The following is a 21,716-nucleotide window of genomic DNA, read 5'->3' as shown; positions in this document are numbered from 1 at the left end:
AACAATTGGCCGTGGCTAGCAACATTCATATTTCTTATTGCTTTGGGCGCCGGTCCTATGACCGGTTCACTTTCTGCACAGAGCAATAATTCCGACGAGATCGAGGTCTATCTCGATTTTCGTCACCGCGGCGTCATTAACTCAGTTATCATTTCTTATTACAAGAATGATGAGTTCTACCTTCCGGTCTCCGAGCTTTTCTCCCTTTTCAATATCGATCACACCATTAATGGTCTCGTCATCGACGGCCGGTTTGGTATCGAACAGATCCCCTATCGCATCAACTTTCAGTCGGGTGAGATACAATTCGGGGATGAACGCATTGAGATCAACGCCGAGGATTACATCCTCAGAGAAATTGATTCTTACCTGCGGGCTGACATCTTTTACCAGGCTTTTGGCCTCGATTTCACCATCGACTTTAACAACCTGAGCCTGAATCTTGAAACCCAGCGTGAACTGCCGGCTATACAACAGGCCATCAGGCGGCAACGGCGACAGGTGGCCGATCAAAACAGACTTCAGGAAGAACGCTATCCCCTAAAATATGACCGTGAGCGCCCTTTCCTGGATGGCGGCTTTGTGGATTACAATCTCTCTGCCAACCTTAATCCCAATCAGAACGTCTATAACTTCAACACCAACCTTGGGCTTCAGGTATATGGCGGCGACCTTCAGGGCTCGATCTTCGGCAGTTATTCAGAGAATTTCTCCAACTTTGCAACCGATAACCTCCGGTGGCGCTATATGTACCGCGATCAGCCATGGCTTACCAAATTAACCATTGGTCAAACCACCACCGATGGGTTTTCACGCAATGCCTACACCGGCATCAGGCTCTCTAACGAACCCATTGAACCCCGCAGGCTCTTTGATGAATTTGAGGTACAGGGAACCACCATCCCGCAGTCTGAGGTGGAGCTATACCTGAATAATGTCCTCATCGATTTCCAGCAGGCGGATGAACTTGGTAATTATCGCTTCCTAACGCCGGTGAGTTACGGATCCTCACAACTTGACCTGAAGATCTATGGTCCCACCGGGCAGATCATTGAACGCTCTGAACGACTTCAGGTGCCCTTTACCTTTCAGCCATCCGGAGTATTCAATTACACGGTGAATGCAGGTCGCCTGGATAATCCTATCTTTGGTCAGACCACACAGGACCTTACCGCACAGGGAGCCGGTGCCTACGGGATCAACGAGTGGCTGACCGCAAAAGCCGGCGTCGAGTATTATCAGGGATATCATGAATCGCTGCCCACTTTTACCGGGTCTTTATCCTCTCGTATCAAAAGTAACTACATTCTGACCCTTGAGGCTGCCAGTGAGGCCTACTATAGGGGATTGCTCAATGTGATCTACCCAAATTCTGCCAGTTTCACACTGGATTATACCTCCTACAATGAAGGCTTCAGTATTTATAATCCCTCTAATGATGAGCGACGTTTAGTGGCCAGTGCGTTCTACCCCTTTAATTTCTGGGGATTGCCGTTCAATGTGAGAGCCTCGGCTTTTTCACGCTACCGGGCCTCCAACAGTTCCACCAACTTCAGGCTGGATCTTAACTCCAGGATCAGCAAGCTGAATCTGCGTTTGGGCTACAGTGACCGGATCAGCGGTAGCTTTGATCCATTTGATCCCTCCAACACCGCAGCATTGGAAACTTCTGCCACCTACACCGTGTCACGAAATCGTAATTTACCCGTGTACCTGAGAGGTGTCTTTTTAAGAGGACAATTCCGATATCAACCTGCCTTGAATCAGCTGGAATCGGCGGAAGTGCTACTTTCGCAAAATGTCTTTGAACAGGGCCGCCTGCAGTTATCCTACGGCCGTAATTTTGCAGCAGAGTATAACAGCCTCCGGTTCAATCTTGTGGTAGATTTCAATAAGGTCCGATCCAGTACTACGTACAGCAACATTCGGGGATCCGGAAATCTTACCCAGAACGTGAGGGGATCCATTGGTTACGATACCAACTACAACAATTTCATCTTCACCAGCCGCGATCAAGTGGGACGATCCGGTACCGCCGTCAAACTCTTTGTGGACAATAATGCAGACGGTGATTTCGGGGATAACGACGATCCGATAGCCGGCAATGCCTTGAGAATTCAGCGCTCGGGGGCCACCAGTACCGTTAAGAACGGAGTGATCTACTACACGCAGATGCAGCCCTATTTTTATTATAACATGGAACTGAACAAATCCCTGATCCAGAACCCCATGCTGGTACCTGAATTTGAGAAATTCGGCTTGATCACGGATCCCAATCGGTTCAAGAAAGTGGAAGTTCCGTTCTATATGTCGGGCGTGATCGAAGGCTCGGTTCAACGCTTGCTGGAAAGTGGAAACACGACAGGCGTGGCCGGTTTGAAGTTACTTATGAGCAGTCAGGACCAAACCTACACCAAGGAACTCAGAACTTTCAGTGACGGTAGTTTTTATGATTACGAGGTACCACCCGGCAGTTACACCCTGAAAGTTGATTCTACCCAGCTTGATATACTGGATGTATATGCCGAACCCGAGGTGATCAGTTTTGAAGTGGCACGGTCACCGGACGGAGATTTTGTAGAAGGGCTCGGTTTTGAATTGATCCCTGGCGGCATGGAACGGGAGGAGCCTGAGCAAATTGCAGAGGCTACGGACCCTGAAACTTCGGATACGACCGAGACAGATACTGAAACTGTGATCCCTCCTTTAACCGTGGCAGATGGTGATTCTGTAGAACCGGTAGCCCCAACAATCCCGGAACCGATCATTTTACCTGATACCCTTGGCACCATTGTGGTCAACGAGACGGTTCCCTCTATTGCAGTAACGGACTCTGTTGCCCGTAATGAGCAGGCCAATACTGATACTGTTGATACGACCGATGAAACTCCTCAAACTGATTCGGATCAAACCGATGCAGATGTGGATCCTGATACCGGCTTACCACCGGTGATCACCCCTCTCGGTGTTCCTGTTACGGACTTAACAGAAATAGAGGCCGATTCTGTACGGACTGATTCCTTGCCCGACACTGTTGTTTCAGAACCTTTCACAGAAGCAGAAATTGAGGATCCTGAGCTTTTGGCAGACACAACAGAATCAGATACAGAGGTTGATCTTCAAACCGATATTCCTGCTGACAGTACCATAGCCGATCTGGGGAATGAAGATGTTGAGATCACGGATGAACCAACACAAACAGCAGATTCACTTCAAACAGATATTGAAACCATTCAACCTCCGGTAACGGGTATCCCCGAGATCGCAGATGGTGACTCCGCTAAGATCACTGAGACTGATTCATCCCTTGTGGCCGCCCTACCGGATTCAACATTACCGGCTTACAGTCTTGATGCGGGGCAGCAAGCGGTTACCGAAGAAGAAGCCGATAACGATCTTCCACCGGTGCAGCAACCGGAACGTACTGAGATCACATTGACCGATGCGGATCCTGTTTCAGAACCCGCTACTGAAACTGTGCCTGTACCAACTATTACAGATGCCATCCCATCAGCTTTTAGCTCTGATAATGATCTTGAGTCACTAACCCCCGGACGCTGCATCTATGGTATTCAGTTTGCTTCCTACTCACAGGAACAACAAGCAACCAATTTGTCTCAGAGGCTGGAAGAGGATTATCTGACCTTCACGATCTACAACACCCCTTATAATCTGTATGGATTACGTGAAATTCAGTATCAAAGCCTGGGGAGAGTGAATACCGCAACTCAGGAATTCAATACAACTTATGATCTCAATGCGGCTGTTATCAGTCAGTGTTATGCGGATCTGGATCTGAATCCTGAAACAACCCGTTATTATGTGAAGATTGCAGAATTTGCAACTCAGGAAAATGCTCAAAGATATATTCGGGACCTGCAGGAAGAGAAAGGCATTACTGCAGCTGAAATTCCCGGTAACGGCTTTGATATCAGAATTGGCATTGGAGCATTCCGATCAGAAAGACAGGCCGCTGAGAAGCTCAGAGAGCTGCGAGGCGATCTGGATAACTACACCAATGCAAGCATTCTGCCCCTCACACCTCCTGTCAAGGTAACGGACCTTAGTTTTGAATTTCTACTGTTGTTGAATGATTTCTCAACTGAGGTAGAAGCACGGTCCTATGTTGAACAGATCCAACGATCCCTAAACCTGAGGATAAAAATACTTCTGGATGAGAACCGTGAAAGCTATCTCGTCACCACTGAATTGATGGAAGGCTGGAATCGGATCAACAGGCTCAAAGAACGCGTGGTCAATTCAGGAATCCCTGCAGACCCTGTGATCCTGATGGTAGAAAAAAAGAATGAGTAATGATTTGGGCTATTAAAAAGCTTATATCACCTGCTTTCTCATACGGGCTACCGGCAAATTAAGCTGTTCGCGGTATTTACTGACCGTTCGCCGGGCGACCTTATATCCCTTCTCATTCAGCATATCGGTTAGCTTTTGATCGCTATAGGGGCTACGTTTATTTTCATTATTAATGATATTCTGAAGCAGATTTTTCACTTCACGATTTGAAACCTCTTCCCCGCTCTCAGTTTCAAGTCCCTCATTGAAAAAATACTTAAGCTCATACACCCCAAAATGCGTTTGAACATACTTCCCATTTACCACGCGTGAGACCGTTGAAATATCCATTCCGATCCGTTCAGCCACATCTTTCAGGATCATGGGTTTCAGGCCTTCCCCATATTTAAAGAAATCTTCCTGAAGTGCCACAATGGTCTTCATGATATTCATCAGGGTATTTTGCCGCTGCCTGATAGACTCGATAAACCACTGAGCCGAGTCGATCTTTCGCTTCATAAAAGTGCGGGTCTCGGCATCTGTATTCTTCTTCTTTTTGGCTTTGATATCCTCCCACATTTCTTTGTATTCAGGTGATATCCTCAATGATGGAGCGTTACGCTGATTCAAAGAGATCACAAACTCTCCCCTCTCTGTTTCACCCCCTGACTTACCCTTCCAGTACACTTCAAAATCAGGTTCGATATAGTTCTGAGTCTGCTCCATTCCGGTTGAGATCGCTCCGGGCCGGGGATCCATATGCCGGATCGTTTCTACCGCTTCCTGCAGCTCTTCCCGGTCGATATTGAATTTTTGAAGGAGTTTATTGTAATGCTTCTTTTCGAAGAGTTTCCAGGCATCGCGCACAATTCTGATCGCCAGGTCCCTGGCTGGCAATCTCTTTTCTGAAGCTTTGAGTTGTACCAGCAGGCAATCCTGCAGATCCCTTGACGCTATTCCCGTCGGTTCCAGCTGTTGTATCTTTTTTCGTACTTCCTCAACTTTCTCCTCATTCAGTAAAATACCATGATTGAAGGCTATGTTATCCACCACTGCCTCCGGTTCTCTGCGGAAATAACCGTCTTCATCCAGCGAGCCGAGGATCTGATCTGCAATTAGCGTCTCCTCATCATTCAGGTCCAGCAGGGCCACCTGATCTTCAAGTTCTTCCAGGAGTGAGGCGTGATAGGGATTCGGAAGGTCTTTCCACTCCTCAATATCCGGATTGTAGGATGAGCTGAAATTCTCACCGTCATACTCCGTATTATTATCGAACTCATCCCAGTCCACTTCGTGATCGTCGAGGCTTTCGAGAGCTTCTTCACGATTTTCTTCCGGAGCTTCCTGTTCTTCCAGGCTCACGGATTCCGCGTCTACCGGGTCCACTTCCTCAAGCACGGGGTTCTCTTCCATCTCCTCTTTGATCCGCTGCTCTAAAGCGATAGTAGGAAGCTGTAACAGCTTGATGTACTGCAGCTGCTGTGGCGAAAGTTTCTGCTGCAGATTTTGTTGCTGTTTCTGCCCGATATTTTGCTTATTGCGAAGCACTATGTTTGGTCTCTCATTGATTTACAGGATTCAATAAATTCATCATACCATTCTTTTCCATACCTGCGAACCAGCGGTTTTTCTAAAAATTCAGCCAGGTATATGTTTTCTTTATCCCCCTTTTCACAGGCTGCCGAACACAGTTTGGGAACATACTCAAAATTAGCATAATCAAAACCGGCAATGTGTTTTAGGCGCACCGGAAACAAATGACAGCTTAGTGGTTTTTCCCAATTGAACCGGCCTTCAAAGTAGGCTTTCTGAATGGCACAATAGGCCACCTCGTTCTCATCATATTTTACAAAGATGCATTCCTCTGTTCGTACCGTTGAGATCTCATAGCCTGCCTTTTCGGAACCGATAACCACTCCATCCCGTTCGGCTACCTCCACTGATTCAGGCATTAATTCGCCTTTCAGCATTCGGTAGGCTTTGTGCAGAACCGGGATCTCATCTTTGGAAACCGGAGCCCCGGCATCACCGATCACGCAGCAGGCTCCCTTGCAACGCGGGAGGTCGCAAGCAAACTTGGCCGTGGCAATATCGCCTGATAAAATGGTATTTCTAACTTTGAACATAAACCAAGATAACAATCAGCTGAACTATTTTCGATGAAAGCTTTTTCATTTTGCAGGTATTTTGATTTTGTACAGATCCTGTTAAATAAACCTTGATAATATTTGTGATAATTTATGATCGGTTCTATCTTCTGAGCCTATGCGAAAATTAACCCCATCAGAGAAAAAAATACTGGATCGCCTGTTATATCCTGAGCCCTTTGAGGTCATTCAGGAAGAAACCCAATTAGCCTACGGTGAGATCCGGGACGACCTTATCAATCTGATGAATTCGCGCCTTATCGAAGCTGTAGATCCGGATGATCCCAATGCGAGTACCACCAACTACTTCGACTCTGATAACGTCAGGGATTCCGTCTACAGGATCACAAATTCAGGCATTAACCTTATGAAAAGACGATCATGAAATTTCAGGCAACCATCGGTGAGAATGAACTGGATGTAGAATTATCGCCAAAAGAAGGAACGTTTACGTCAGGAGAATTAAACGGGTCTTACACGTTTGAACACGTTAATGGCCGGTACTTTCTGCGAACCGGAACAAAAACCTACAAGATCGATAATATCAGTAAGGAAGGTTCAACCATTGAATTTTCCATGAACGGTGTTTGGCACAGCATTTCTGTTAAAGATGAGCAGGAGTTATTGCTCGACCGGTTAGGTTTCAAAACCGGTGCTGCCGCGGCTGAAGGGTTACTGAATGCGCCAATGCCCGGCAAAATCCTTGAGATCATGGTAAGTGAAGGCGATGAGGTTGAAAAAGATCAGCCACTCGTGATCCTGGAAGCCATGAAGATGGAAAATGAACTCAAAGCCCCGATCAGCGGTAAGATATCATCCATCTCGGCAGACGTTGGTCAATCACTGGAAAAAAATTCACCTATACTGGAGATAGAAACCATTGGATAAATTTGTAATTAAAGGCGGCTCCCCTCTCAAAGGTACCATACCGATCAGCGGCTCTAAAAATGCCGCCCTACCGTTGATGGCCGCTTCGTTGTTAGGCAGTTCAGCATCTACTTTAAAAAATATTCCACGGCTCAAAGATATTTATACCTTCAACAACGTGATCCGCGTGGTTGGAGCTCAGGTGACCTTCAGGGAAGAAGAAAACACCCTCGAGATCGATCCCGGGAACGTAAACCACCTGGAAGCCCCCTACGACCTGGTTCGCAAGATGCGGGCTTCATTTTACATGCTTGGGGCACTGGTTGGCAAACACGGCTATGCAAAGGTATCCCTACCCGGCGGTTGCGCGTGGGGTCCCCGTCCCGTTGACCTGCACCTGAAAGGCATGGAAGCCATGGGGATCGATATCTCCCTGGAGAAGGGTTATGTGATCGCCAAAGCTCCTGAAAAAATAGCCGGTGGCACCTTCAGACTTGAACCGAGTTCGGTTGGAGCTACTGTAAATCTTCTTCTGGCATCTGTTTTAAAAGCCAAAGAATTTACGATCGAAAATGCTGCCAAGGAACCGGATGTGGTTCAACTGTGTGATCACCTGGTGGCTATGGGGGCTGATATTGAAGGTATCGGTACTGACACCCTCACGGTACGTGCCGTGGATGAGCTTACAGGAATCGAAGTATCCAATGATCCCGATCGTATTGAGCTTGGAACCTTCATGATACTTGGAGCCATGCAGCCCGGCAACGAACTTACGCTTACGGGGTGCAATCCCGAGCATTTGGGCAGCTTCACTAAAAAACTTCGGGAAACAGGCACTACTGTTGATATCGATGGCACTACTATTAATGTCAAAGCTCCTGAAACCCTCAAACCGGTTTCCATCAAAACACAGATCTATCCCGGCTTTCCAACCGACCTTCAGGCACAATGGGCCACCATGATGACTCAGGCTGAAGGCGAATCCAAAGTTACAGATACCGTTTATTTTGACCGTTTCAGCTATGTGCCGGAACTGACCCGATTGGGAGCCGACGTTGATGTAGAAAAAAACACGGTTCACATTTCAGGTAAAACTCCACTGACAGGAGCTTCCGTTATGAGTACAGACCTGAGAGCCAGTGTGAGCCTGGTATTGGCTGCCTTAGTGGCTGAAAACACCACAGAAGTCTTGCGCATCTATCATTTGGATCGCGGTTACGAAACCCTTGAAAATAAACTCAGAGCGGTTGGTGCAACCATAGAGCGGGTTGACGAGGACTCTTGACCTTATTGAGTACAGGATTGAGTACAGGCTTCAGAAACCTAGCCTGTACTCTTACCATCAGCCCCTGTGACAGAGTCTAAATCACGCTGCGTTTGGACGCAGGTAAAACTATTTTTTTTATTTTCGGATGCGTTTACATTAATGGCTTTTCCCATGTATATTCATAAAGGAGAAAATTAGCCTATAAAAGCTTTTTTAAACATTTTTCGATTGCTTAACGTACAGAATACATATCAAAAACTACCTATGACGGCATCACTGTCTACACGTATTGAAGATGCCATCATCGATTTTCTCTTTTTCTGCGGATTATTACTTACAAATCTTACGCAGCAACTCTTTTCTGATTCCGATACGGAATCAACCCAAAAAACAATTTTAACAGATATTATACCCAAAGCAGCCGCTCGTCCGATTGCTTCAAACCGTGCTCTCACTAATGAGACCCTAATCGATTTGCATCGTAAATTAATCAGATGGTTCGTTTGCAAGGGAAGCAGTGGCTTTTGGGAAAGGAAGAATTTTAATGAAGAATCAAATTATTATTCACTCTTCGGGCAATCAGACCCGTATTGCGCTTTTGGAGAACAACGAATTAGCGCAGTTATTCATAGAATCAGAAGAAAACCAGCGTACGGTTGGTAACATTTATGTAGCACGTGTTCACAAAGTGCTAAGCGGTATCCGAGCCGCTTTTATTGACATGGGCACCCCTAAAGATGCCTTTCTTCACTTTTCTGATGCGGGAGACCATCTCGATGAATACATCACCAAATTAAATGGCCCTGATGCCATTCCAAACAATGTCAGAAAGGATGTAGCTAACAAAGAAAACCTTTCAAACATTGAAAAGCAGATCATGGCCGGCAAGATGCTACGCACCGGACAAAAACTGCTGGTACAGATCGTCAAAGAACCTATCGGTTCAAAAGGTCCGCGTATATCAACGGATATTACCATTGCCGGGCGTTTTCTGGTACTGATCCCAATGGGCGACTACATCGCGGTTTCCAAAAAGATCGGTCACTACAAAGAACGCAGACGCCTTAAAGGCATTCTGAATAATATGGTACCGGACGGATTTGGAGTGATCGTACGAACGGTTGCCAAAGGTCAGGATAAAAAGTCCCTGGAGGATGATCTCCGAAATGTCCTGAAAAAATGGGAGCAGATCGTCGATAAGCTTGAGGACGCCAAACCTCCGGCCCTCCTCTACCGTGACCTGAATATGACAGAAAGTCTTATTCGCGACCTGTTTGCCAAAAATTATGACCGGGTATTGATCGATGATCCGGAACTCTACAAACAGATCAAAGGCTATGTGAGTCAGATCGCCCCGCAGATGGTTCCTAATGTACAGATGTATAAAGGCAAGGAGCACATCTTCGATTACATGAAGATCGCCCATGATGTCAATTCGATCTTCAGTCCGCGTGTGAGGATGAAATCAGGTGGTTACCTCATCTTTGAGCAAACTGAAGCCATGTATGTGGTGGATGTTAACTCTGGTCCTTACGCTGCCAAAAAGCGTCAGGAAGATAACTCCCTGAAAACCAACCTGGAAGCCGCCAGAGAGATCGCCAAGCAGCTCAGACTGCGGGATATTGGCGGGATCATCGTTGTTGACTTCATTGACTTGCGGGATGATAAGAACCGTAAGAAGATCTATGACGAGCTCAAGAAGGAATTTGTCAAAGATCCTGCCAAAACCAATGTGATCGGAATGAGTGACTTTGGTCTGGTTCAGATCACACGTCAGCGTATCCGTCCAAGTGTTGTGAATTCAGTATCAAAAGTTTGCCCGGTATGCGGTGGTTCTGGTAACGTGGTTACCAAAGATACCATCCTGACCGACCTTGAGACCTGGTTAAGCAAGTTCAAGCACAATACGAACTACCGTGCCGTTGATATCTACGTGAATCCTTACCTGCGCTCGGTTCTAACCAAAGGAATGCTCAGCACTCGCTGGAAATGGATGGCACGATTCCGCATCAAGATCTCCCTGATCGGCGATGAAACGGTATCCATGAATGAATTCCGTGCCACACTGGTCGGCTCAGACATAGACATTACAGACATCGTCATGAGAGATGAGTCGATAGAGGAAGTCCTGGACCGCGAAGGCGAGCTGGTCGAGCTTGAAAGCGGCAAAGGTGACAAGAACAACCTGGATATATCCAAGAAAGAGAACAGTTCGTCAGGTCGTAATGACAATTCGAACGGAAGAGGCAATTCTAAGTACTATAAGTCTTCAAATTAGACCTTGGCTTGGTTTTTGTGAATAACCACTAAACTCTTTCACCAAAATATTATTTATGAATTTATCTGAATTACATGCAACCACCGTTGTGGGAGTGATCCACAACGGCAAGGCTGCAATTGGGAGTGATGGTCAGGCTACGATGGATAAGACCGTCATGAAAAGCACCGTTAAAAAAGTACGAAAATTATATAATGGTAAGATCCTGGCAGGATTTGCCGGATCCACCGCTGATGCCTTCACCCTTTTCGAGAAGTACGAAGAGAAACTGAACGAATACAATGGCAACATGGAGAGAGCGGCCGTTGAGCTTGCCAAGGAATGGAGAAAGGACAAATTCCTTCAAAAACTTCAGGCCCTTCTCATCGTTATGAATAACGAAAAATCGTTGGTGATATCGGGACAGGGTGACGTGATCGAACCTGATGATGAAATAGCGACTATAGGCAGCGGCGGATCCTATGCCCTCTCAGCGGCACGTGCCATGGTCAAACATGCACCGGAGCTATCCTCCAAACAAATTGTAGAGGATGCCCTTCATATTGCTGCTGATATTGATATCTACACGAATCATAATCTTACCATTTTAGAAATTGACGACTAGTATGTTAACTATTGAAGAGAAGAACTTAACGCCACAGCAGATCGTATCTGAGTTGAACAAGTACATTGTTGGGCAGCAATCTGCCAAAAGATCAGTTTCCATTGCACTTCGGAACCGATGGAGACGATTAAATGCTGAAGAAGAGATCCGCGAAGAGATCGTACCAAATAACATCCTGCTGATCGGCCCAACCGGTGTGGGTAAAACGGAAATTGCCCGACGACTGGCCAAACTGGCTCATGCTCCCTTCATGAAAGTGGAAGCATCTAAATTTACCGAAGTTGGGTATGTGGGACGTGATGTTGAATCCATGATCCGCGACCTGACCGATGTTGCCATCAATATGGTAAAGCAGGAAATGCAGGAGCGTGTAAAAGGAAAAGCGGCTCAAAGAGCAGAAGAAAGAATTTTAGATATCCTCATCCCTCCTGTCAAGAAAACAGGAGTTGGCTTTAACAGTCCTTCTGCCGGTGATGAAGACTTTGATCCCAAAAAAGCCAGCGATTCTGAACTCAATGAGCGTACCCGCGAGCGGTTCAGAGAAAAACTGAAAAACGGTGAACTGGAAGATCGGGAGATCGAAGTTGAAGTTAAATCCACGAAAGGTAGCCCGATGATGCAGGTATTTGGTCCACAGGGTATGGAAGAAATGGGAATCAACCTTCAGGATATGCTGGGGAATCTTGGCAAGGGTAATAAAAAGTCTAAGCGAAAGCTGCCGATCAGCGAAGCCCGTGAGTTGCTGACGGAAGAAGAAGCCGAAAAGCTGATCGACCATGAGTCTGCCGTGCAGGAAGCCCTTGAGAGGGTTCAAAAGCAAGGTATCGTCTTTATTGATGAGATCGACAAGATCGCAGAATCTTCAAGCGGAGGCGGCAAAGGCGGCCCCGATGTAAGCCGACAAGGAGTACAGCGTGACCTGCTTCCGGTTGTGGAAGGCAGTGCGGTAAACACCAAGCACGGTATCGTCAAGACCGATCATATTCTGTTCATTGGTTCCGGTGCATTTCATGTATCTAAACCATCTGATCTGATTCCTGAACTTCAGGGAAGGTTTCCAATCCGAGTGGAGCTGAATTCACTGACTGAAGACGATTTCGTTGATATTCTATCGAAACCCAAAAATGCTTTGACCAAGCAATACATTGCCATGTTGCAATCAGAGGGTGTCGAAATTGAATTTAAAGAAGACGCGATCAGAGAGATCGCACGAATTGCCGCTGAGGTGAACTCCTCTGTGGAGAACATTGGAGCAAGACGTTTGCATACCATCATGTCTTCACTATTCGATGAACTTCTGTTTGCCGTTCCGGACGATATCAACTCAGGTAAGATCACCATCGACAAGGCATACGTGGATAAACAACTGACCGATATTGTTAAAGACAAAGATCTGAGCCACTACATTCTATAAGTGTTTGTAAAGGGTTATTAAATGAACCAAACACCACAATTGTGGTATACTTAATTATTTAGTACACTCGTTCTGAATGAAACTTTACACGCCAGAATTGGTTATGATCAATAAGTAATGACGTAATATGATCTACATGCATTTAAAAAAGATACTGTACCCAAACATACTCATTCTGTTGCTGCTTGCGGCGCTCCGTTTTACGGGGGTCGATCCGGTCATTCAGTCAGAAAACAACGACACGGAAAACCTGACCAAATACCATCAGGCACAACGAAGTATCATTACCAATTACTTCAGCGAACCTGACATCGATCAGATGTACAAGACCAGTATCAAATATATGGTCAAAGCCATCAAAGACAGTACGCTGGAGATCACCGATTCCCCCATCGATACAACCTTTAGCGGAGTTAACATTGAATCGATAAGAGATTCATTTAGAAATTTTGAACGGGCGTATCTTTATGTAGCCAACAACAGTGCGGATGAAGATATGGGTAAGCTAACCGAGGCTGCCATCAGAGGCATGTTCTCAACCCTTGATCCTCACTCTGTGTACATCGAAGCTGAAGACAATGAGCAGATCCAGGCTGAATTTGCCGGAAAATTTCAGGGCATCGGCGTGCAGTTTCAGATCATTCAGGATACCATAACCGTAATTACCGCTATTTCCGGTGGACCCAGTGAGCAGCTGGGTATTCGTTCCGGTGACCGCATCATTGAGATCGAGGATTCATCTGCCGTTGGATTTACCAATGAGATGGTACTGAGAAGGCTGCGAGGCGAAAAAGGCACCAAAGTTGGCGTAACCGTCAAGCGACCGAATGTGCGTGAACCCATCAATTTTACCATCACGCGTGATGATATCCCCTTATACACTGTGGATACCTCCTATATGCTGGATGAGCGTACCGGGTACATCAAGATCAACCGGTTTGCAGCCACTACCCACGATGAATTTATGCAAGCAACCCGGGAACTGCGCAATGAAGGCATGGACCGCCTGGTACTTGATCTGAGAGGAAATCCCGGAGGATATCTGAGTCAGGCTATTGCCATTGCAGAAGAATTCTTCCCCCGGGGAACCGAGCTGGTATCCACCAAAAGTAAGCATAAACGCTTCGACGGTGAGTATTTTTCCAGAAAAGATGGTGCTTATATTGAAAAACCCGTTATTGTTTTAGTTGATGAAGGAGCAGCCTCAGCGAGCGAGATCGTGAGTGGGGCTATTCAGGATCATGACCGGGGACTGATAGTCGGTAAACGAACCTTCGGTAAGGGCCTGGTTCAGCAGCAATACGAATTGGTAGATAAGAGCAGTGTTAGGGTCACTATTTCCCGATACTATACCCCTTCGGGCAGACTCATTCAGAAGCCATTTGTAGAAGGCGGTGAAGAGTATGCATACGAGATCTACCGCCGTGAGGATGCCATGGATGATGCCTCAGAATTCATAAACCACATTCCTGATTCTCTCAAGTATCAAACCGATGGTGGACGAACCGTTTATGGCGGTGGCGGCATTGTACCTGATTATATTGTACCGGCAGATACTTCCACATCAGCCTATGTATTCAATTTCGCTATTCGTGAGCAGGCCTCATTTGATTATGTACGGAACTTCCTGGATGAAAACGGGGATGCTTTCAGAGCAGAATGGGAATCTGATTTTGAAAACTATCGCGAAAACTTTGAGTGGGATGATACCAATGTAGAAGGATTGAGATCTTTGCTGGTTGAACGCGGTATGTTCATTTCTGATACGGTTAAAACCCCTGATTTCAGAAACGATACATTATTTGTGCCACAGGGACATTTTGAAGATATCTCGTGGCTGCTTGAAGGCCGCATGAAGGCTGAGCTGGCCCGACAGGTCTGGGGAATGGAGTACTTCTACCCGATCGTTAACGATGTGTTTGACAACACCCTTAAAAAAGCCATGACCTTGTGGGATGCCGTTGCCAGGCTGGAAGAACTTGCCAGTGGAGATTCAAAAGCTTCTGCCATTGGAAATCTATCAGGTGACAATAACGAGTAGATCATACATTCTTTGGTGATATAAAAAAGGCCTCACACGAGGCCTTTTTTATATTTCAGATTTTATACAGAGAATGGTGAAGTCGGATCAATCATCATCCTTATAGATGTCTTCGATCAGGTGACCGTATTTATCTGCGATCACCCTGCGTTTCACTTTCAGGGTAGGAGTGATCTCGCCGGTTTCAACCGTAAACTCGTTGGCAACCAATCTGAAGTCTCTCACCTTCTCATGCGAGGCGAGTTCTTTAGAGAAGGCCCTTAGCTCCTTCTTGTAGATATCTTTGACTTCCTCAAGCTCAATAAGTTCTTCATTACCCTTGAACGATAAGCCTTGTTCTTTGGCCCATTTACCTACCACTTCAAAATCAGGGACAATGATCGCGGCCATGTAATTTTGGGCTTCTCCAACTACCACGATCTGATCGATCCACTTACTTGTTTTAAACAGGTCTTCAATCGGCCCCGGATAAATATTCTTACCACCGGCATTCACGATCATATGTTTGATACGATCCGTGATCTTCAGGAAACCATCCTCAAACTTTCCAACGTCACCGGTGTGAAGCCAGTCATCATCGTCGATCATTTCCTTGGTTGCCTTCTCGTTATTCCAATATCCTTTCATCACATTTGGTCCCTTACAAAGGATCTCACCTTCTTCAGAACTCAGGTCGGTAGGATAATCCTCACCGCTGATGGTGGCCAGTATTTCCCCATTCTCAAGGCTTTGAATACCAACCGTTACACCTGGAATGATCGTCCCAACTGCACCTATCTTTTCCTTACCCGGCTGATTGGCAGCCATTACCGGAGAGGTTTCTGTAAGTCCATAACCCTGAAGAATATTCATACCGGCACACTGGAAGAAGGTGTCGATCTCAGGGGGCAAAGCGGCTCCACCTGATACAAAAAGCCGAACATGACCACCGGTTCGTTCTTTCAGTTTATCAAACACCAGTTTGTCAGCAATTTTTTTCTGGACGGCCACCAGTCCGCGTTTGCCTTCCGCATACTTCTGCCCGGTCTCAACGGCCCAATCAAAGATCTTCTTCTTGGTGTCACTCCCCTCCTCTACACTTTTCACGATGAGATTATACATTTTCTCAAACAGCCGCGGCACACTGATCATAATGGTTGGTTTTACCTCAGGCATATTCCGGGAGACCGTATCCACACTTTCAGCATAATAGACCTCAACACCACTGGATATCATCGCATAATACCCGGCCGTTCTCTCAAAAGAATGACACAATGGAAGGAAGGAAAGCAGCCGGTCATTATCATCCCAGTATATATGCTGCGTGGCGGCCTTCACATTAGACACAATATTATTGTGAGTAAGCATGGCCCCTTTGGGCTGACCGGTAGTACCTGACGTGTAGATCAGGGTTGCCACATCTGAAGGCTCTACTTCTTTGCTGCGTTGTTTTATAGCGTCCTTATGCTTCTCTATGTGCTTTCCGCCTTCAATAAGCATGTCGTCATACATTTGCACGAAGTCATTATCCATCAAATGCTTCAGTGTCGGCTCATCGAAGGCCACAACCTGCTCGAGCTCATCACAATTCTCAAAAACATCAACAGCTTTCTTAAGCTGAAGTCCCGTGGAAACAAAGAAGATCTTAGTTCCGGAATCCTTCAGAATATATTCGCACTGATGTGCCGGAAGAGTGGTATAAAGCGATACATTTATACCTCCCACTAACTGTATAGCAAGGTCAACGGCCGCCCATTCGTACCGGTTCTCACTGAGAATACCGACCCGGTCTCCTTTTTGAATACCTCTTTCCATCAAATAAGTAGCGATGGAATATACATCATCGGTCACCTGATCCCATAATATGGGCTCATAAGGTTTATCGGGTGCAGGCTTAAAATGAAATGGGGTTTTATCTGACTCACTGTATTTATGAGACAGATTCAAAAACAGTTCCGTCAGTGTTTCAAAAGGGACTACAGTAGGCATAGTTCGCTAATTAATTCCTGGTCTAACTCCGCTGAAATATAATACTCTTAAAATCAAAAGCCTGAGTTTCATATGCATGTTTACAAGTTGTATATTTAGGCAAATCAAAAGAGTATTATGGCACATCCAGCACACGAAGATACGGTAAATCTTGTAAAGGAGATATTTCGTTCCTATTTAAAAGAAAGAAATCAGCGCCAAACCCCTGAGCGGTTCATGGTTCTGGAAGAGATCTACACGGCCGACGGACATTTTGATGCCGACGATATATTTTTCAGGATGAAAGAAGGCGGTACCCGGGTCTCAAGAGCCACGGTTTATAACACCCTTGATCTGCTTGTAGAATGCGGATTGGTTCAGCGTCAGCAGTTTGGGAAAAGTCAGTATTACTACGAACGTGCCTATGCCTACCAGCAGCATGATCATATCATCTGTCGAGAATGCGGACATGTGCTAGAATTTTGTGATCCGCGAATTGGCGAGATACAACGCATGTTATCAGAGATCCACGATATGGATATTGATGGCCACTCCCTTCACTTCTTTGGTACCTGTACCGATAAGGAAGCTTGTGAAAAACGCAAGAAAGCCAATAATAACAAACTGGCTTCTGTGAAGGAGTAACTTAGGTTTCCTTTATAGTAAAAGGAGCCGCTTTAGAAGCTCCTTAGTCGGTCATTCAGAAATATAGGTTTCCTTGATGAACCGGCGTGCAGCCCAGCGGCTTCCCCACCATCCCATCATCATTGAGAGAAGCAACATGGCTCCGGCCAGAAAGTACCACCTTCCGAAAGGCCACTCAAGTAACCCAAGGTCAGGCAGATAGTATGGCATCGCTAATTCAAAAATGAAAAATATACTCAGTACAGCCAAAGAGCCTGCAATCAATCCCTGCAAGATCCCCTCTACGATAAATGGGCTTCGGATAAATTTATGAGTGGCTCCTACCAGTTTCATAGCCCGGATCAGGTCTCTTTTTGCGTAAATGGTGAGCCGGATGGTGTTGTAAACCAATACCAAAGCAGCCAGTAAAATGAGGATCCCTATACCGCCTCCCACCATTGAAAAGGTATTTAAATTCGACTCCATAACTCGAAGTAAGGCGGCATTATACTCCACTTCGTCCACGCCACGGATATTCTGAAGCCTGGAAACCATGGTTTCAATGCTCTCTGCCCCTGCATCCGTATTTACACTAAGACGGTACGAAGCCGGGAGAAAATTCAATTCAGCCAGTTCTTCCACCCCTGCCCCGAATTCTTCTCTCATAATGGCTGAGGCACTGTCTTTGGAGATGTAGGTTGCATCGATCACCAATTCCTCTGATTCGATCTGTTGACGGATCTGATCCATGGTTCGCTCATCCACATCCAGAAGGAATACCTCAACCTCAACTAATTCCTTGATCGACATTGCCTGACTATACACGTTGAAACCGATGCGCGTGAGAATTCCCAATAACAAAACCGCAACAAATAATGAAAAAATGGAAGTGGTAGCGGCCAGCTTTGTCCGCTTGATTCCTGAAATACCTTCCCTAACAATATATTTAATACTCATATTCTAATTTCTGAATTGTGCTCTGATTCCAACTAATAACCGTCGTGGTGGCATCGGATAACCGGCCGCCTCAAAGTAGCCTGCCTGACCAAATCCGTCAAGGGCATTTTCCCATCGCATGACAAGCATGATACCTCTTATCCGGGCAGAAAGTTCAGCATCCATTCTGAAAAATGGAGGAAGATCTTGTTCAAGGCTATTACCCTGCCAGATACCTAACTCTGTATTGTAGGTTCGCGCGCCGTAGGCAAAGGGAGATAGCAGGGTTTTAAAACCCATCTTCAGATAGGCTGCCCGGTCAAATACATATCCTTTTACAAAGGCCGAATTCCGTATCCACAAGATCTGATCTTGCCGATTAATAGGTGTATTTAACGGATCGGGTTCCAGATAGGTATAATTTTGCAATGTCGCTGAACTGCTGAACTCAAATAATCGGTTCTCAAACTGACCATAGACCGAACCGTACAGCTGTTCGACCTCAGAGCTGTTCGTGAAGGTACTATCTGAAGTGATCCACACCGCACCGTCCGAATTTTTGTACCTCCCTTTCAAACCAAATGTCAGGTTTGGATGAAAATCCAGCTCAAGTTGGGCATTGGCTGCATATCCTATTTCATTATCCAAATCCGAATTTCCTTCATAGCCGCTGCCATCCCAATACAATGCCTGAATGGACGGCCTGTTGCTAAATATCGCCCCACTGACTTTGAGGTTTACCCAATTCAGTGGCTGAAGCCCCATTCCCAGGACGGATTCATAGGCTGACTTTTCATTCGAGTCGTACTGTATTCCGGCAGTACCAAAAGCCATCAGGCCATTTGAAATATTCCATTCCGCAGAAAGATCTCCACTGTAAACCGACCAGTTTTTGATCGACAGTGAGGTATTCTCGTCCACATTGTGCAGTGAGGCCTTCCCTTCTACCCCCAGTTTCAGTTTACCAATGCCGGCCTTATAAAAAGCCCGGGGACTGAAACTACGAATGTTTTGAGTGAGGGTATCGATCACAAACGAGAGTTCCTTACTGCTTTTGCTGTATGAAAAATCGATCCCTGCATTTTCAGCCGATGAGGTATCGCTTCGATGATAGATCCCGGTGATCAGATCCCATCGGCTTAGATCAGAACTCGCACTGCTGTTCCGGGGCTGGGATTGAAATTCATTAAATGGGAATTCAGCCGGATTACCGATCACATACCCAAACGGTTCCCCCCTGTCATATTGATTTCGCAGATACAATGCCCTCACCAAATACTTATCATTCAGGTGATGGTACAATCTCCCGGTTATCTGATTACCCTGTACATTACTGTTTGGAAAATAATCACCGCCACGTCGATCCCAGTAAGAAAGTTCCAGATTGGTAGATTGGGAAAAATTACGAGACACCAAAAACTCGAGGTTGCGGTAAGCCCCACCGGCTTCATCATAGATCAAATAACTTCTGGGTTTCAGCAGATAAAAATCTCTTATCCTGATATCAGACCGGTATGTGCCTCCATAAAATTCCACAGCTTCATCAATTTTCCGGTGAGGGATGAGGTTATAATTCGGTAAACCCGTAACAGGGTCATTGATAGTGAGTCCATCCAGCACCACTTCCTGCTCGTAGGGTTCATATCCATTTATGTGATAGGCGTCAACCCGGCCAATGGTTCCCTGCCTGAACGAGATCACATCCGGCCGGTAAGCCTGATGATCTCCCCAGTTGGGCCAGATCTGCCATCTGAGAAGGCTATCCGTGGTTATGGTTTCCGCGAATGATGGAAATGATTCTTCCCAGGGAACGACGGGTTCAAGGGGTTCTGAGGTTCTTTTGGATGCCGTAGTATCGGAGTTGAAGGTTGAATCGGGAGTCAGTGATAAAGAATCTGAAGAAATATTCGTCCGGACTGAGTCCACAACTTGCGCGCACACCTGTGTACTGACCAACAGAAAAACGATATGTAGGAAAATAAGGCGGTTCAAGAAGTGTGTGGTTTTAGATCGTAAGGCATGCCATCAATGTTCTTCAACTGTCTTCTTGTGATCTCAAGAAGCACCATCTTGGTACGTTCCTTATTGATCAATCGGTCTTTGGTAAACATGGCTTTTACGGCAAAATGAGGACCGTTTTCCTGATAATACCCCATCCATACCGTACCGACCGGTTTATCTTCTGTGCCACCCGTAGGTCCTGCCACACCCGTTGCAGAAATACCGATATCAGCATCAAGATTTTCAGCCGCCCCCTTAGCCATTTGCAGGGCTACCTCTTTACTGACCGCTCCGTGCTTTTCCAGGTCTTCTTTATTTACCCCAAGCTGTTTCACCTTCACAGAATTAGCATACGATACAATGCCACCCTTAAAGTAAGCACTGCTCCCGGATCTATCCGTGATACTATTCGAAATCGATCCTCCTGTGCAACTTTCTGCGGTGGCTAAATACAACCCGGATTCCTGAAGTAAATGACCGACCGATTCACTGAGTTCAAACTCTTTCCCTTCACCATAAATAAATTTACCGGCTTTTTCGTAGATCACATCAGTGATCGTTTGAAGATGTTCTTCCGCCTCCTCTTTAGTTGCCCCCTTGGCATTCAGCCGCAACGTCACACCTCCGGGAGCCGGCAGGTAAGCCATACTCACGCCATTATTAAAGTAATCACTCAGATCTCCAAGGACCTCATCACTCAGCGTACTTTCACCGATCCCGGCTGTTTTCAGGTATCTCGATAGCAGGTATTCCGTTTCAGAAAAAACTTCTTTGATCTTAGCATGTACCCGCTTTTTCATCAGGTATTTCATTTCATTTGGCACACCGGGCAATACCGCCAGCACCGTATCAGATTCATGAAACCACATTCCGGGCGCAGTACCCGCTTTATTGAAAAGTACCTTACAGTTTTCAGGAACCTCAGCCTGAGCATGATTTGAGCTGGAAAACGGGATATTACGCTCTTTAAACAACGTTTTAATGTATTCAAGTGTGGGCTCGTGCAGCACGTATCCTACATCAAATAATTCTGCAACGGCCTTCTTGGTCATATCATCGTGGGTGGGACCAAGTCCTCCGGTACTGATAACAAGATCGGATCGATCCATTGCAAAACGGAGGGTGTTCTTGATCTGACTTAGATCATCGGTGATGGTATGAATGTAAGTCACTTCAAAACCGGCACGGGTAAGGTAATCCCCCAGCCATGAGGCATTTGTGTTAACTGTATCACCAATAAGTAACTCATTTCCGACCGAAACAATCTGTGCTTTCATGGGGCATAAATTCTGTAATA

The 21,716-nt window shown here is 46.0% G+C and carries 15 protein-coding genes; 9 read left to right on the top strand and 6 right to left on the bottom strand.

The features are described 5' to 3' along the window. The first annotated feature begins 42 nt into the window (after window positions 1-42). Window positions 43-4,314, top strand: a complete 4,272-nt coding sequence (locus C3B73_RS07825) for an SPOR domain-containing protein (protein WP_232803081.1) — start codon at window positions 43-45, stop codon at window positions 4,312-4,314. A gap of 21 nt (window positions 4,315-4,335) precedes the next feature. On the opposite strand, the gene rpoN is transcribed toward C3B73_RS07825, so the two are convergent. After that, window positions 4,336-5,841, bottom strand: a complete 1,506-nt coding sequence (gene rpoN / locus C3B73_RS07820; RefSeq protein WP_103665043.1) for an RNA polymerase factor sigma-54 — start codon at window positions 5,839-5,841, stop codon at window positions 4,336-4,338. Beyond that, a complete protein-coding gene (locus C3B73_RS07815) occupies window positions 5,841-6,419 on the bottom strand; it encodes a DUF3109 family protein (RefSeq protein ID WP_103665042.1) in 579 nt (192 codons plus the stop codon). The genes rpoN and C3B73_RS07815 overlap by 1 nt, the downstream gene beginning before the upstream one ends. 139 nt (window positions 6,420-6,558) lie before the next feature. Between C3B73_RS07815 and C3B73_RS07810 the strand changes: the two genes are divergently transcribed. The 7 genes from C3B73_RS07810 (at window position 6,559) to C3B73_RS07780 (ending at window position 14,911) form a co-directional block, all read left to right on the top strand. Further along, window positions 6,559-6,825 (top strand): hypothetical protein, encoded by a 267-nt coding sequence (locus C3B73_RS07810; protein WP_103665041.1) that lies wholly within the window; start codon window positions 6,559-6,561, stop codon window positions 6,823-6,825. After that, on the top strand, window positions 6,822-7,328 hold the full coding sequence (locus C3B73_RS07805) for an acetyl-CoA carboxylase biotin carboxyl carrier protein subunit (RefSeq protein WP_103665040.1): 507 nt from the start codon (window positions 6,822-6,824) through the stop codon (window positions 7,326-7,328). The genes C3B73_RS07810 and C3B73_RS07805 overlap by 4 nt, the downstream gene beginning before the upstream one ends. Next, the gene (gene murA, locus C3B73_RS07800; RefSeq protein ID WP_103665039.1) at window positions 7,321-8,592 is read left to right on the top strand and encodes a UDP-N-acetylglucosamine 1-carboxyvinyltransferase; all 1,272 of its coding nucleotides are present in this window, start codon (window positions 7,321-7,323) and stop codon (window positions 8,590-8,592) included. The genes C3B73_RS07805 and murA overlap by 8 nt, the downstream gene beginning before the upstream one ends. Before the next feature lie 526 nt (window positions 8,593-9,118). Beyond that, a complete protein-coding gene (locus tag C3B73_RS07795; RefSeq protein WP_103665038.1) occupies window positions 9,119-10,852 on the top strand; it encodes an Rne/Rng family ribonuclease in 1,734 nt (577 codons plus the stop codon). 55 nt (window positions 10,853-10,907) lie between these two features. Continuing rightward, complete coding sequence (hslV, locus tag C3B73_RS07790) at window positions 10,908-11,456, top strand: ATP-dependent protease subunit HslV (RefSeq protein WP_103665037.1); 549 nt, start codon at window positions 10,908-10,910, stop codon at window positions 11,454-11,456. Window position 11,457: 1 nt separating this feature from the next. Beyond that, window positions 11,458-12,870 carry an ATP-dependent protease ATPase subunit HslU gene (gene hslU / locus C3B73_RS07785; protein WP_103665036.1) on the top strand — a complete coding sequence of 471 codons (1,413 nt, stop codon included), beginning with the start codon at window positions 11,458-11,460 and terminating at the stop codon, window positions 12,868-12,870. 136 nt (window positions 12,871-13,006) lie between these two features. Beyond that, entirely contained in the window at window positions 13,007-14,911 is a 1,905-nt protein-coding gene (locus tag C3B73_RS07780; RefSeq protein WP_232803077.1) for a S41 family peptidase, read from the top strand. Between the two features lie 87 nt (window positions 14,912-14,998). On the opposite strand, the gene C3B73_RS07775 is transcribed toward C3B73_RS07780, so the two are convergent. Beyond that, window positions 14,999-16,879, bottom strand: a complete 1,881-nt coding sequence (locus C3B73_RS07775; RefSeq protein WP_103665034.1) for an AMP-dependent synthetase/ligase — start codon at window positions 16,877-16,879, stop codon at window positions 14,999-15,001. Between the two features lie 117 nt (window positions 16,880-16,996). Between C3B73_RS07775 and C3B73_RS07770 the strand changes: the two genes are divergently transcribed. After that, window positions 16,997-17,503 (top strand): Fur family transcriptional regulator, encoded by a 507-nt coding sequence (locus C3B73_RS07770; protein ID WP_103665033.1) that lies wholly within the window; start codon window positions 16,997-16,999, stop codon window positions 17,501-17,503. A 51-nt stretch (window positions 17,504-17,554) separates the two neighbouring features. On the opposite strand, the gene C3B73_RS07765 is transcribed toward C3B73_RS07770, so the two are convergent. Genes C3B73_RS07765 through C3B73_RS07755 form a run of 3 tightly spaced genes read right to left on the bottom strand, consistent with a single transcriptional unit; the run spans window position 17,555 to window position 21,696 of the window. Beyond that, the gene (locus C3B73_RS07765; RefSeq protein WP_103665032.1) at window positions 17,555-18,439 is read right to left on the bottom strand and encodes a cell division protein FtsX; all 885 of its coding nucleotides are present in this window, start codon (window positions 18,437-18,439) and stop codon (window positions 17,555-17,557) included. Between the two features lie 3 nt (window positions 18,440-18,442). After that, window positions 18,443-20,410: a putative porin gene (locus C3B73_RS07760; protein ID WP_103665031.1), complete on the bottom strand. Its 1,968-nt coding sequence runs from the start codon at window positions 20,408-20,410 to the stop codon at window positions 18,443-18,445. After that, on the bottom strand, window positions 20,407-21,696 hold the full coding sequence (locus C3B73_RS07755) for a competence/damage-inducible protein A (RefSeq protein WP_103665030.1): 1,290 nt from the start codon (window positions 21,694-21,696) through the stop codon (window positions 20,407-20,409). The genes C3B73_RS07760 and C3B73_RS07755 overlap by 4 nt, the downstream gene beginning before the upstream one ends. Window positions 21,697-21,716: the final 20 nt, after the last annotated feature.

Source organism: Gracilimonas amylolytica (assembly GCF_002911695.1).
Classification (GTDB): Bacteria; Bacteroidota; Rhodothermia; order Balneolales; family Balneolaceae; genus Gracilimonas; species Gracilimonas amylolytica.
This window is presented reverse-complemented; position numbering and strand designations above follow the sequence as displayed.

Excerpts from the sequence above, each read along its gene's own strand:
- C3B73_RS07795 (WP_103665038.1), top strand. The coding sequence starts at position 9,119 with ATGAAGAATCAAATTATTATTCACTCTTCGGGCAATCAGACCCGTATT.
- C3B73_RS07780 (WP_232803077.1), top strand. The coding sequence starts at position 13,007 with ATGCATTTAAAAAAGATACTGTACCCAAACATACTCATTCTGTTGCTG.
- hslU (WP_103665036.1), top strand. The coding sequence starts at position 11,458 with ATGTTAACTATTGAAGAGAAGAACTTAACGCCACAGCAGATCGTATCT.
- C3B73_RS07775 (WP_103665034.1), bottom strand. The coding sequence starts at position 16,879 with ATGCCTACTGTAGTCCCTTTTGAAACACTGACGGAACTGTTTTTGAAT.
- C3B73_RS07810 (WP_103665041.1), top strand. The coding sequence starts at position 6,559 with ATGCGAAAATTAACCCCATCAGAGAAAAAAATACTGGATCGCCTGTTA.
- C3B73_RS07815 (WP_103665042.1), bottom strand. The coding sequence starts at position 6,419 with ATGTTCAAAGTTAGAAATACCATTTTATCAGGCGATATTGCCACGGCC.
- C3B73_RS07805 (WP_103665040.1), top strand. The coding sequence starts at position 6,822 with ATGAAATTTCAGGCAACCATCGGTGAGAATGAACTGGATGTAGAATTA.
- hslV (WP_103665037.1), top strand. The coding sequence starts at position 10,908 with ATGAATTTATCTGAATTACATGCAACCACCGTTGTGGGAGTGATCCAC.
- C3B73_RS07765 (WP_103665032.1), bottom strand. The coding sequence starts at position 18,439 with ATGAGTATTAAATATATTGTTAGGGAAGGTATTTCAGGAATCAAGCGG.
- C3B73_RS07770 (WP_103665033.1), top strand. The coding sequence starts at position 16,997 with ATGGCACATCCAGCACACGAAGATACGGTAAATCTTGTAAAGGAGATA.
- C3B73_RS07755 (WP_103665030.1), bottom strand. The coding sequence starts at position 21,696 with ATGAAAGCACAGATTGTTTCGGTCGGAAATGAGTTACTTATTGGTGAT.